Genomic DNA, 12,113 nt, shown 5'->3' with positions numbered 1-12,113 from the left:
CACGGGGTTTCCGGGTGGGGTTCGTGCATGACGGTGCGTTCACGGTTTTTCACAGAAGCGGAAGGGCAGGCCGTCGGCGTTGAGAATGCGGCGGCGAAAGGCGATGTCCTTCTTGTCTGCGAGCATGCCTCCGCCACCATCCCGCAGAAATACGGCACGTTGGGTCTTTCGCCGGAGGTGCTTTCGAGCCATGCGGCCTGGGATCCGGGCGCTCTCGCCGTTGCCCGGCTGCTTTCTGAAAAATTTGACGCCACGCTCGTCTACCAGCGGTTTTCGCGTCTCGTTTATGATTGCAACCGGCCGCCCGAATCGCCTTCCGCCATGCCGGTGAAAAGCGAGATTTACGATATTCCCGGCAATTTCGAGCTCAGCGAAGCGGAGCGGTTCGCCCGCACGTCAGCGCTTTATGTGCCGTTTCATGATCGGGTGAGCGAGATCATCGCTAAGCGGCAGGCGGATGGCCGCAAGGCGGTTGTGGTAACCATTCACAGTTTCACGCCCGTTTATCACGGCCGGTTCCGCGAGGTTGAGATCGGCATCCTGCACGATAGCGACAGCCGCCTGGCGGATGCGATGCTGGCGGGCGCCGAAGGATCTTCGCTCAGGGTCAATCGCAATGATCCTTATGGCCCGGAAGACGGTGTGACGCATACGCTACGGCTGCATGCGCTGCCGGACGGGCTTTTGAACGTCATGATCGAAATCCGCAACGATCTCATCGCCAATGAAGGAGATCAGGCGGCCATTGCCGGTTTTCTCCATGAGCTCATGGGGAAGGCGCTCTCATCGATTGACGGGTGAGGGAGCAAGGGCTGGCCGATGGTGAAAGCACCGGGGCCGGCCATTGAGACGAGACTGCCACCATTCAATAAAGCCGGAAAGGCGCGAAGCGGCAAGGGAACAGCAAGTGCGTGCGGCAGAGCGAGGGAAGCACCCGCGTGAAGCCGGAAACTGGGGCACAATCGGCCAATAACGGCTGACTGGCTTGTTTTTTTCTTATCAGGAGAGAAGGGCATGGACAGTTCATCATCAGGCGTCAGCTACAAGAAGGCTGATGCATCCTATTTCGAAAAACGCGGACTATCCCGTTATGCGGGCGTGTGGTCGCTGTGGTCACTCGGCGTCGGCGCGGTCATATCAGGGCATTTTTCCGGATGGAATTTCGGCTTTTCCACCGGCGGCTGGGGCGGCATGCTGGTGGCGGGCATCATCATCGCCATCATGTATCTCGGGCTGACATTTTCGATCGCGGAAATGAGCCCGGCCTTGCCGCATACGGGTGCGGCCTATTCCTTCGCCCGCACGGCCATGGGTCCATGGGGCGGGTTCATCACCGGACTTTGCGAGAATGTCGAATATGTGCTGACGCCGGCGGTCGTCGTCACCTTCATCACGGCCTATGTGAACTCCATTCTCGGCCTTGATCCGGCCTATTCACCCTTCGTGTGGATAGCGTTCTATCTGATCTTTCTTGCGCTCAATGTCTTCGGACTTGAGCTTTCCTTCAAGGTCACACTTGTTATCACACTGATTTCGCTCGCCGTTCTGGTGTTCTTCTGGATCAGCGCCATTCCCAATATCGATTTTTCGCGTTTCGCGCTCAATATCGGTGTCGGACCTGATGGCAAGGCGGTGGAGCTGCCGGAAGGTGGCGGTTCCTTCTTCCCCTTCGGTTTCTCGGGCGTTCTCGCCACGCTGCCTTTCGCGGTCTGGCTGTTCCTCGCCATCGAGCAGCTGCCGCTGGCGGCTGAAGAATCAGTCGATCCCAAACGAGACATGCCAAAGGGCATCATACTCGGCATGGTGACGCTGATGGTCTCGGCCTTCATGATCGTGCTGCTCAACCCATCCCTGCCGGGCGTTGGCGCCTTCCATCTCAGCTCCTCGCTCGAGCCGCTGCTTGATGGTTTCAAGGCGATCTACGGCGATGGCGGCGTGGTGGTACTGGGTCTCGTTGCCTTGACCGGCCTGATCGCCAGCTTCCATACGATCCTTTATGCGCAGGGCCGGCAGATCTATTCGCTGTCGCGTGCGGGTTATTTCCCGACCGTTCTGTCGATCACACACTCCAAATACCGCACACCCTATGTTGCCAATATCTCCGGCGCAATTGTCGGCCTCGCTGTCATGCTTGTCATCTGGTTCTCGCTGGGTGCGGAACAGGGCGGCAGCATCATCGGCAGCGTGCTTTTGAACATGGCAGTGTTCGGCGCGATGTTCTCCTACATCATGCAGGCGATTTCCTTCATTCTGCTGCGGAAAAACCTGCCGCATATCGAGCGGCCGTTCCGCTCGCCCTTCGGCATTCCGGGCGCGGTGCTGACTGTTATCATCGCCATCGTCACGCTGCTTTACCAGATCCAGGATCCAAACTTCACCAAGGGCGTGCTCTGGGTCGCCGTCTGGTTTGCCGTGGCGATCGCCTATTTTGCCTTTGTCGGACGCCATCGCCTCATCCTGTCGCCGGAAGAGGAATTCGCGATGGAGCACAAGCAGGCTGCGGTTACCGCAGCGGCTGCAAAGGCCTGATGCACAAATAAACGGGCGGCCGCATCCCGGCCGCCCGGTCGCCACAATAAAGGGAACGGACAAAATGACGAGCTACACATTCGACGCGCTAAAAATGGATGTCGCCGAGGGGCGCATCGACACGGTTCTGGCCTGCCTTGTCGACATGCAGGGGCGTCTGATGGGCAAGCGGTTCCAGGCGGAGTTCTTCGTCGAAAGCGCCTTTGAGGAAACCCATAGCTGCAACTATGTGCTTGCCACCGACATGGAGATGGAAACCGTTCCCGGTTACAAATCCTCCAGCTGGGAAAAGGGATACGGCGATTATGTGCTGAAGCCCGATCTTTCGACGCTGAGGCGGGTGCCCTGGCTGGAAGGGACGGCGCTGGTGCTGTGCGACGTGCTTGACCATCACACCCATGAGGAAGTGCCGCATTCGCCGCGCGCGCTTCTCAAAAAACAGGTGGCGCGGCTGGAGGCCATGGGGCTGAAAGCCTATATGGCGACGGAACTGGAGTTCTTCCTGTTCGACCAGACCTTCGATGCGGCGCGCGCCAGCGGCTACAGGGACCTGAACCTCGCCAGCGGCTACAACGAAGACTATCATATCTTCCAGACGACCAAGGAAGAGGACGTCATGCGGGCGCTGCGCAAGGGCCTGCAGGGTGCGGGAATTCCGGTCGAAAATTCCAAGGGCGAGGCGTCTCCCGGTCAGGCGGAAATCAATGTGCGTTATGCCGAGGCGCTGACCATGGCCGACCGGCACGCCATCATCAAGAACGCCACCAAGGAGATCGCCTGGTCGAAGGGCAAGGCGGTGACGTTCCTTGCCAAGTGGAACTACAATGCCGCTGGCAGTTCCTCGCATATCCACCAGTCGCTGTGGAGCCTGGATGGCAAGCCGGCTTTCCTCGACAAGGACGGCGAACACGGCATGTCGGATGTGATGCGGCATTATGTTGCCGGGCTTCTCGCTCATGCCAGTGAGATCACCTATTTTCTCGCCCCCTATATCAATTCCTACAAGCGGTTCATGGCTGGCACGTTTGCGCCCACCAAGGCGATCTGGAGCCTCGACAACCGCACGGCGGGATATCGCCTCTGCGGCGAAGGCACCAAGGGCATCCGCATCGAATGCCGCGTCGGCGGCTCCGATCTCAATCCCTATCTCGCCATGGCGGCTTTGCTTGCGGCAGGCATTGACGGCATCGAAAATAAACTCGAACTTGAGCCCGCTTTTGTCGGCGACGCCTATGGCGGCAAGGACGTGCGCGAGATACCCAAGACCCTGCGTGACGCCACCGCCTTTCTGGACGGATCGAAAATGCTGCGAAAGGCCTTCGGCGACGATGTGATCGACCATTATGTCCATGCCGGACGGTGGGAACAGGAAGAATACGACCGCCGCGTGACCGACTGGGAAGTGGCGCGCGGTTTCGAACGAGCCTAATCATTACGGGAAAACATCATGACCATGATCCAGAATATCTCGCCCATCGACGGCTCGGTTTATGCCGAACGGGAGGCGATGTCGCTGGAAGCGGCGCGCGCCGCCGTTTCGAAAGCGCGCAAGGCGCAAAAGGACTGGGCACGACGTCCGCTTGAGGACCGCGTTCAGCTGGTTCTGAAGGGTGTTGCACGCCTCAATGAAATGGTGGCGGAAGTCGTGCCGGAACTGGCGCATATGATGGGCCGTCCGGTTCGTTATGGCGGCGAGTTCAAGGGTTTCAACGAGCGCTCCAACTATGTCGCTTCCATCGCTGCAGATGCACTGGCACCGCTCGTCATCGAGGAGAGCGGCAATTTCGAACGCCGCATCGAGCGTGAGGCGCATGGCGTGGTCTTCGTCATCGCCCCGTGGAACTACCCCTACATGACGGCGATCAACACCGTCGCGCCCGCCCTGATGGCCGGCAATACGGTTGTTATCAAGCACGCGGCGCAGACGCTTCTGGTCGGCGAGCGCATGGTGCGGGCTTTCGTCGAGGCTGGTGTACCGGAAGATGTCTTCATCAACGTCTTCCTCGATCATGCCACGACCTCGGCGCTGATTTCCGAAGGACTGTTCAATTTCGTCAACTTCACCGGTTCGGTGGAAGGCGGCCGCGCCATCGAGCGTGCCGCTGCCGGCACCTTCACCGGCCTCGGTCTTGAACTCGGCGGCAAGGACCCCGGTTATGTGATGGAGGACGCCGATCTCGACGCCGCCGTCGATACGCTGATGGATGGCGCCACCTATAATTCCGGGCAATGCTGCTGCGGCATCGAGCGCATCTACGTCAACGAAAACCTCTATGACGAATTCGTCGAGAAGTCCGTGGCGTGGGTGTCCAACTACAAGCTCGGCAATCCGCTGGAACAGGAAACCACGCTCGGGCCGATGGCCAACAAGCGTTTCGCCAAGGTGGTGCGCGCGCAGATCGCCGACGCCGTCGCAAAGGGTGCCAAGGCTTTGGTCGATCCCAAGCTTTTCCCTGCGGATGACGGCGAGAGCGCTTACGTCGCTCCGCAAGTGCTCGTCAATGTCGATCATTCCATGGAGTTCATGACCGAAGAAACCTTCGGCCCCGCTCTTGGCATCATGAAGGTGAAGAACGACGACGAGGCCATCGCCCTGATGAATGACAGCAAATATGGCCTCACCGCATCGCTCTGGACGCAGGATGCAGCGCGTGCCGGGCGTATCGGCCGTGAGATCGAAACCGGCACCGTGTTCATGAACCGTGCGGATTATCTCGATCCCGCGCTCTGCTGGACAGGTGTGAAGGAAACGGGCCGTGGCGGCTCGCTTTCCGTTCTCGGTTTCCAGAACCTGACCCGACCGAAATCCTACCATCTGAAGAAAGTCACGAAATGAATATCGTCGCCAACTGGAGCTATCCCACCGCCGTCAAGCTTGGCCGTGGCCGGATCAAGGAACTGGCGGAAGCCTGCAAGACGCTCGGCATCAAGAAGCCGCTTCTCGTCACGGATCGCGGCCTTGCCAATATGGCGATTACCGCGCATGCGCTCGATGTACTGGAAGAGGCTGGGCTCGGCCGGGCGATCTTCGCCGATGTCGATCCGAACCCCAACGAAATCAACATGGGAGCCGGCGTAAAAGCCTATCGCGATGGCGGCCATGACGGGGTTGTCGCCTTCGGCGGTGGTTCCGGGCTCGATCTTGGCAAGACCATCGCATTCATGGCCGGGCAGACGCGCCCGGTCTGGGATTTTGAGGATATCGGTGACTGGTGGACGCGGGCGGACGCCTCGAAGATTGCGCCCATCGTCGCGGTTCCGACGACGGCGGGCACCGGTTCGGAAGTTGGCCGCGCCAGCGTCATCACCAATTCGCAGACCCATGTGAAGAAGATCATCTTCCATCCGAAGCTTTTGCCCGGCGTCGTCATCTGCGATCCGGAACTGACGGTCGGCATGCCGAAGGTCATTACGGCAGGCACGGGCATGGACGCCTTTGCCCATTGCCTCGAAGCCTATTCGTCGCCGTTCTTCCATCCGATGAGCGCCGGCGTTGCGCTTGAGGGTCTGCGTCTCGTCAAGGAATTCCTGCCGCGCGCCTATAAGGATGGTACTGACATCGAAGCACGCACCAATATGATGGCGGCGGCAGCGATGGGGGCGGTTGCCTTCCAGAAGGGACTTGGCGCCATTCACTCGCTCTCGCATCCGATCGGTGCGGTCTACAACACCCATCACGGCATGACCAATGCTGTTGTCATGCCTGCGGTGCTGCGCTTCAATCGCCCGGCCATCGAAGACAAGATTGCCCGCGCGGCTGCCTATCTCGGCATTTCCGGCGGTTTCGATGGGTTCTATGACTATGTGCTGGAGCTTCGCAAGGAACTCGGCGTGCCTGATAACCTGACCGCCATGGGCATCAAGCCTGATCGCATCGATGAGCTGGCGGCGGAAGCGATCAAGGATCCGAGCTGCGGCGGCAATCCGGTGCCGATGACGCTGGAGAATACCAGGAAACTGTTCGAGGACTGCTTTTAGGGATAGCCTTTATTCGTCAGGCTTGTGAGAGCTCGAGAGGCTTCTCCCCAGCGGGGAGAGGAAATATGCCGCGCCTTCACGCCGTGCGATGTAAGCCCGAAGAGGACGCTGCCAATTATCGACAGCCCGCGATACTCCATCGCGGGCTTTTCGTTGCGCGGCATAACCGTTCTTAGCCTTTTATTAACCCTGTTCGTTAAGATTACGGAAAGCACCATGAATTGCTTCGGTGCGTGAATGAGCATGAAACGGCTCTGATCAATCGGGAATATCATGCCTGTCATTACTTTTGCCAACACCAAGGGCGGCGCGGGAAAAACCACCGCCGTACTGCTTCTGGCAACCGAACTTGCCCGCAGCGGCCACCGTGTGACGGTGCTGGATGCCGATCCGCAATTGTGGATTTCCCGCTGGCACGAATTATCAGGCGACATCGAAAATCTCTCGGTGATTTCGCATGTGACGATGGCCTCGCTCGAGGGCCATATTCGCGAAAACAAGGCCAACACTGACTGTTTCATTATCGACCTGCCGGGCGCGAAAAACCCGCTTCTGACCATGGCGCTCGGTATTTCCGACCATGTGCTGATCCCGGTACAGGGCTCAGCCATGGATGCGCGCGGCGCTGCCGAGGTTCTCGATCATATCGAATTCCTGAACCGCAAGATGGGCAAGGCGATCGCCCATTCCATCGTGCTGACGCGGGTCAATGCCATGGTGGCGACACGCTCCCTACTGCTCGTCAAGATGCTGCTCGCGGAAAAGAACGTCTCGGTTCTCAATACACCGATTGTCGAGAGAGCGGCCTATCGCGATATTTTCGATTACGGCGGCACGCTTCTCTGTCTCGACAAGGACAAGGTCAGCAATATCGACAAGGCCGTGGAGAATGCGAAAGCCTTCGCGACGGAGGTCGTCGGCCTTCTGCCGCAACGGCTTCTGCGGCTCGGCACGCAACCTGCGCGCCTTTTCACTCGCCAGGCCGCCTGAGAGCTGCCCCCAGGGCAGGGCGGCTCCATCCGCCTGCTTAAGGCCAGAGGACATTTTCCGGCTCGTTAAGGCGCATAGCCGCGCAGCTTGTTGTAACGTGCGATCTGTTCCTTGGTCAGCAGCTTCACCGTTTCGAGATGAGCGGCAAGGTGGATGTATCTCAGCCTGGCGCGGCTTTCTTCAATACGGTCGAGCTGCGCGCGCAGTTGATCCGCATCGATTGCGCCGTTACGGAAGCTCGCATCCAGCGCCGCTTCGCCGGCGATCATTTGCCTGCCTTCTGTCGCGGCATCTTTTCGCATGGTTTGAAACAGCTGCTCGACGGCGGTGTTCTGCTCCACCGTCAGCGCCAGTTCGGTCGCCATCTTTCCGACATGTGAGGGACCCGGCATGCCGTTGAGATCGGCGGCCTTCGCAAAGCCCCATCCGCCTCCCTGTTCCAGTTCGGCCATATCCTCGGCCGACAGGCTTTTGATGGTTCGGCTCTGCTGGCCCGCATAGGGAGACTGGTGGCGATGCTGCTCTTCCGCCATGGCGGAGAGGGGGATAAGGGCGGTGAGGAATACAGGAACTGTGAATTTCATGGGTGCTGTCCGAGCTGTTGCGATCCCCTGAGCTTGCCAGCCGGCCGGTTTGCCGGACATGATAGAAATCATGTCGAGTTCGATTTTTGACCAGCTTCGCCCGAGGGCGTCCATCTCCCGATCCTTTGAAAAAGGTGAATACCTTTTTCATCAGGGCGATCCCATTCACATGCTGGCGCTGGTCGCCAAGGGTTACGTCCACCTGATGCGGTTTCAGGTGGATGGACATAGTGCAGTGTTGCAGCGCGCGGGACCCCTGACGATTCTTGCCGAAGCCTCGGTCTTCTCGAAGCAATATCACTGCGACGCCATCGCGATGACAGCAGGGCGCGCATTGTTCGTGCCAATCGGCACGCTGCGGCAATTGCTTGAACGCGAGCCAGCATTCGCGCTGGAATGGATAAGTCACATTTCCGTCGAGTTGAAAAATGTCAGAACGCGTGCGGAAATATTGGCGCTGCGCTCGGTCAGCGCGCGGCTCGATGCATGGATCACCGTCAACGAAGGCAGGCTTCCGCCCAAGGGTCAATGGAAGGGCCTCGCAGCTGAAATAGGCGTTTCTGCCGAGGCGTTGTATCGGGAAATAGCGAGACGCCCGGCTTCATCCGACTAACCGGGCGCAGGCGACAAATTATCTGCTTGATTTGGAAATGATCGTTTCCTATATTGCGGCCATGACCAATATCGCCCAACCCAATTCCCAGGAACAGCGCCATCGCGGCAGGCCACGCGAGTTCGATCTCGATCATGCGCTTGATGGCGCGATCCGTGTCTTTTCCAGACGCGGTTACCACGCCACCTCCGTTGGCGATCTCACCGATGCGATGGAACTGGCGCAGGGCAGTCTTTACAAGGCCTTCAAGGACAAGAAGGCCGTGTTCATCGCCACGATGGAGCGCTACAGGATCGTACAGACCGAGCGTTTCGAGGCAGCGGTGGCCGGTTTCGATACCGGTTACGAGCGCCTTAGGGCAGGCCTGATGTTCTATGCGGAACGGTCGCATGGTGGTGTCGGTTCTGACGGATGTCTGGTGGTTGGTGCTGCTGCCGACCTGGCGGCCCTGGATGACGACATTGCAGTTGTGGTCGAGCGGGCTGTGAAGGCGAGGGAGCGCATCGTCGCCCGTCTCGTTGCCGAAGGGCAGAAGGATGGTTCCGTAGGTTCAAAGGCTGATCCCGATGATCTCGCCCGGGCGATGTTGTGCATGATGTACGGCATGCGCGTGGTGGGAAAGACGGGGCGCAGCCTCAAAGACATGGTGGCCGTGGTGGATATCGCCATGAAGCTTGCCGAGTGATTTTTGTGATTATTTAGGAAATGATTGTTTCCATATTGGAGAAAATGATGACGACGCGTGTAATTGAAGGGGATGATGTTGAGGCAACATCCATTTCCCCGGCCTTGACTTTCCTCCTGGCGACAGCCTGCGGACTGATTGCCGCCAACCTTTATTATGGCCAGCCGCTTGCCGGCATTATCGGGGCGGAACTTGGTCTTTCCGCCGGCGCTACCGGCCTTATCGTAACCCTGACTCAGATCGGTTACGGTATCGGTCTGCTGTTTGTCGTGCCGCTTGGCGATCTCGTTGAAAACCGCAAGCTGGTCGTCAGTTCCGTCGCGATGGCGGTGCTTTCCCTTGTGGGAGCGGCATTCGCGCCGCATGCGGCCCCGTTTCTGATTGCGGCCTTCCTGGTCGGCGTCAGTTCGGTCGCGGTACAGGTCATCGTTCCCTATGCCGCCCATATGGCGCCGCACGCCATTCGCGGCAGGGTCGTCGGCAATGTCATGAGCGGGCTGATGGCCGGCATCATGCTGGCGCGGCCGGTTTCCAGCCTGTTGTCGGAAGTGGTGTCATGGCGCGGTGTTTTTCTGACGTCTGCGGCAGTCATGGCGCTTCTTGCCGTGGTGCTTTTCCGGCTTCTGCCCACCCGCATGCCCGATGCGCGGTTGAGCTATGGGGCCTTGATGGCCTCGATGGGCCGGCTGGCGCTTCACACGCCGATCCTTCGGCGGCGGGCGATCTATCATGCCTTCCTGTTTGCGGCTTTCAGCCTGTTCTGGACCACGACGCCGCTTTATCTGAGCGGGCCGCATTTCAATCTGAGCCAGGGCGAGATTGCGCTCTTTGCACTGGCCGGTGCGGCCGGCACCGTGGCCGCCCCGATTGCCGGGCGGATGGCCGATCGCGGCTGGACGCGTGCGGCCACCTTCTTTGCACTGGTGGCGGTGGCGCTCTCCTTCGCCGTCACCCATCTGGCGCCTGAAGGCTCACATCTGGCGCTCGCCATTCTGGTCGTCGCTGCCATCGTTCTGGATTTCGGCGTCACCACCAATCTGGTGCTCGGCCAGCGGGCGATCTTTACGCTCGGAGCGGAATTCCGCAGCCGCCTGAACGGCATCTACATGGCGACGTTCTTCATGGGTGGTGCGATCGGTTCCGCCGTGGGCGGCTGGGCCTATGCTGTCGGCGAATGGCAGGCCGCCTCGTGGATCGGCTTCGCCTTGCCGGTGGCGGCCCTTCTATATTTCCTGACGGAAAAGCGCGACTGAAACTCCATCAACGAAAAAAGCCCGGCGGACCAAACCGCCGGGCTTTTTCATTTTTTGTTCCAGTCAATCTATTCCGCGAATTCGACCACCACGCCGGGACGGACCATTTTCGCCAGTTCGGTCGCATCCCAGTTGGTCAGGCGGATACAGCCGTGGCTGTTGGTCTTGCCGATCTTGGACGGTTCCGGCGTGCCGTGAATGCCGTAGGTCGGCTTCGACAGGGCAATCCAGACCGTGCCGACCGGGCCGTTCGGACCCGGCGGGATCTGCAGGATCTTGTCGTTCTGGCCCTGCTTGAAGTTGATCTTCGGATTATAGGTGTAGCCCGGATTGAGCGCGATGCGCTCCACCGTATGCGTGCCGCTCGGCGACGGCGTATCCGTGGAGCCGATGGTGGCGGGGTAGGCGGCGATCAGATTGCCGTCCTGACCATAAGCGAAGACCTGTTTGATGCCCTTGTGCGCAACGATACGGGCGACCTGCCCCTTCTTCGTCTCGCCGGGATTAACCACCTTGATGATGGTGCCGGGCACGGAGAAATCGATGCCGGGGTTCAGTTCCTTCAGGTAGTTCTCATCCATGTGGAAGCGTTCGGCCAGCGCCTCGGACGTGGAGGTGAAGGAGAGGGCCGGCAATTGTGATTTTGCGGCATAGTCGTCCGGAATGGAGGCGACATAGGGACCGGCGGCGTCGGCGGCGGTAATCGTATAATCCACGATCGGCATGCCGCCGGAGGCGCGCAGCCGCTCCAGAATATCATCGGAATTGTTCGGATCGAGCTTTTCACCTGTCATGTCCTGCCAGGCGGCAATCGCCTTGTTGACGTTGTCGCCCATCTTGCCGTCGATAACGCCGGGCGAGATGCCCTCGCGATCGAGGAAGGTCTGCAGCGCGACGATTTCCTGACGCGAGCGGTTGACCGGTGTGGTCACCGGCGTATGCCGCTCAATCAGGTGATCCGGCTGCGGAACGGCGGCCGTGGTGCTCTCGCCGGGCATCGGTTGACCGAGTGGGCCGCTTTCAACCGCGCCGGGCGCGGGAACAGAACCGGTATAGAAATTGTCGTCGGAGCCGTCGCCGCGATATTCGCGGTAATCGCGCACGCTGCCATTGTCCTGATAGCCATAGTCGCGCTGCGGCTCGCGATACTGGCCGCCGGGGGCGGGCGGATAATAGGTGGTGTCGCGCTGGCGTGCCTGCTGACGCTGCTGATAACCGGAGGGCATTTCGGTGGCCAGGAGATTGCCGTACTGGTCGTAAAACACCGTGCGACCCATCGCATCACGGCTGATGACGATATCACCGCGCTCCGGCATGAAGTCGAGCACACGACCGTCCGGAGTGACCAGCATTGTCTGCTGTTGGTCGCCATAACGCTGCTGCGCACCAGCCTGCAGCGGGGCGAAAACCGCCACCAGCGCGACCGTCAGACCCAGAGCTGCGTTAAGAAACTGTTTCACGATTCTGCTATCCCTTGCTTG

At 59.6% G+C, this 12,113-nt stretch carries 11 protein-coding genes; 9 read left to right on the top strand and 2 right to left on the bottom strand.

The annotated features are described in order from the left end of the window. Window positions 1-27 precede the first annotated feature (27 nt). The 6 genes from V6S97_RS05985 (at window position 28) to V6S97_RS05960 (ending at window position 7,497) form a co-directional block, all read left to right on the top strand. Window positions 28-801 carry an N-formylglutamate amidohydrolase gene (locus V6S97_RS05985; protein ID WP_099086042.1) on the top strand — a complete coding sequence of 258 codons (774 nt, stop codon included), beginning with the start codon at window positions 28-30 and terminating at the stop codon, window positions 799-801. 213 nt (window positions 802-1,014) lie between these two features. Continuing rightward, entirely contained in the window at window positions 1,015-2,529 is a 1,515-nt protein-coding gene (locus V6S97_RS05980; RefSeq protein ID WP_004430663.1) for an amino acid permease, read from the top strand. 64 nt (window positions 2,530-2,593) lie between these two features. After that, window positions 2,594-3,958 carry a glutamine synthetase family protein gene (locus V6S97_RS05975; protein ID WP_099086043.1) on the top strand — a complete coding sequence of 455 codons (1,365 nt, stop codon included), beginning with the start codon at window positions 2,594-2,596 and terminating at the stop codon, window positions 3,956-3,958. Between the two features lie 18 nt (window positions 3,959-3,976). Then, on the top strand, window positions 3,977-5,365 hold the full coding sequence (locus V6S97_RS05970; protein ID WP_334426266.1) for an aldehyde dehydrogenase family protein: 1,389 nt from the start codon (window positions 3,977-3,979) through the stop codon (window positions 5,363-5,365). After that, complete coding sequence (locus V6S97_RS05965) at window positions 5,362-6,507, top strand: iron-containing alcohol dehydrogenase (RefSeq protein WP_334426265.1); 1,146 nt, start codon at window positions 5,362-5,364, stop codon at window positions 6,505-6,507. The genes V6S97_RS05970 and V6S97_RS05965 overlap by 4 nt, the downstream gene beginning before the upstream one ends. A 273-nt stretch (window positions 6,508-6,780) precedes the next feature. After that, window positions 6,781-7,497: a ParA family protein gene (locus tag V6S97_RS05960; protein WP_004430670.1), complete on the top strand. Its 717-nt coding sequence runs from the start codon at window positions 6,781-6,783 to the stop codon at window positions 7,495-7,497. A 65-nt stretch (window positions 7,498-7,562) separates the two neighbouring features. Here V6S97_RS05960 and V6S97_RS05955 read toward each other — a convergent pair whose 3' ends face one another. Beyond that, a complete protein-coding gene (locus V6S97_RS05955; protein WP_004430673.1) occupies window positions 7,563-8,081 on the bottom strand; it encodes a Spy/CpxP family protein refolding chaperone in 519 nt (172 codons plus the stop codon). A gap of 58 nt (window positions 8,082-8,139) precedes the next feature. Between V6S97_RS05955 and V6S97_RS05950 the strand changes: the two genes are divergently transcribed. From V6S97_RS05950 to V6S97_RS05940, 3 genes are read left to right on the top strand one after another with little or no spacing between them, the layout of a single operon-like run. Next, window positions 8,140-8,694, top strand: coding sequence for a Crp/Fnr family transcriptional regulator (locus tag V6S97_RS05950; RefSeq protein ID WP_112355841.1), 555 nt, complete (start codon window positions 8,140-8,142; stop codon window positions 8,692-8,694). 37 nt (window positions 8,695-8,731) lie between these two features. Beyond that, entirely contained in the window at window positions 8,732-9,379 is a 648-nt protein-coding gene (locus V6S97_RS05945) for a TetR/AcrR family transcriptional regulator (protein WP_031234587.1), read from the top strand. Between the two features lie 47 nt (window positions 9,380-9,426). After that, window positions 9,427-10,632, top strand: coding sequence for an MFS transporter (locus tag V6S97_RS05940; RefSeq protein WP_004430678.1), 1,206 nt, complete (start codon window positions 9,427-9,429; stop codon window positions 10,630-10,632). Between the two features lie 68 nt (window positions 10,633-10,700). Here the strand turns inward: V6S97_RS05940 and V6S97_RS05935 are convergent, their stop codons facing one another. Beyond that, window positions 10,701-12,092, bottom strand: a complete 1,392-nt coding sequence (locus tag V6S97_RS05935; RefSeq protein WP_004430680.1) for a L,D-transpeptidase family protein — start codon at window positions 12,090-12,092, stop codon at window positions 10,701-10,703. Between the last annotated feature and the right edge of the window lie 21 nt (window positions 12,093-12,113).

Origin of the sequence: Agrobacterium sp. CCNWLW155 (assembly GCF_036888815.1) — a bacterium.
Lineage (GTDB): Bacteria > Pseudomonadota > Alphaproteobacteria > Rhizobiales > Rhizobiaceae > Agrobacterium > Agrobacterium radiobacter.
The sequence above is the reverse complement of the archived record's forward strand: the minus strand, read 5'-3'. Positions and strand labels throughout refer to the sequence as shown.

Excerpts from the sequence above, each read along its gene's own strand:
- V6S97_RS05985 (WP_099086042.1), top strand. The coding sequence starts at position 28 with ATGACGGTGCGTTCACGGTTTTTCACAGAAGCGGAAGGGCAGGCCGTC.
- V6S97_RS05980 (WP_004430663.1), top strand. The coding sequence starts at position 1,015 with ATGGACAGTTCATCATCAGGCGTCAGCTACAAGAAGGCTGATGCATCC.
- V6S97_RS05975 (WP_099086043.1), top strand. The coding sequence starts at position 2,594 with ATGACGAGCTACACATTCGACGCGCTAAAAATGGATGTCGCCGAGGGG.
- V6S97_RS05970 (WP_334426266.1), top strand. The coding sequence starts at position 3,977 with ATGACCATGATCCAGAATATCTCGCCCATCGACGGCTCGGTTTATGCC.
- V6S97_RS05965 (WP_334426265.1), top strand. The coding sequence starts at position 5,362 with ATGAATATCGTCGCCAACTGGAGCTATCCCACCGCCGTCAAGCTTGGC.
- V6S97_RS05960 (WP_004430670.1), top strand. The coding sequence starts at position 6,781 with ATGCCTGTCATTACTTTTGCCAACACCAAGGGCGGCGCGGGAAAAACC.
- V6S97_RS05955 (WP_004430673.1), bottom strand. The coding sequence starts at position 8,081 with ATGAAATTCACAGTTCCTGTATTCCTCACCGCCCTTATCCCCCTCTCC.
- V6S97_RS05950 (WP_112355841.1), top strand. The coding sequence starts at position 8,140 with ATGATAGAAATCATGTCGAGTTCGATTTTTGACCAGCTTCGCCCGAGG.
- V6S97_RS05945 (WP_031234587.1), top strand. The coding sequence starts at position 8,732 with ATGATCGTTTCCTATATTGCGGCCATGACCAATATCGCCCAACCCAAT.
- V6S97_RS05940 (WP_004430678.1), top strand. The coding sequence starts at position 9,427 with ATGACGACGCGTGTAATTGAAGGGGATGATGTTGAGGCAACATCCATT.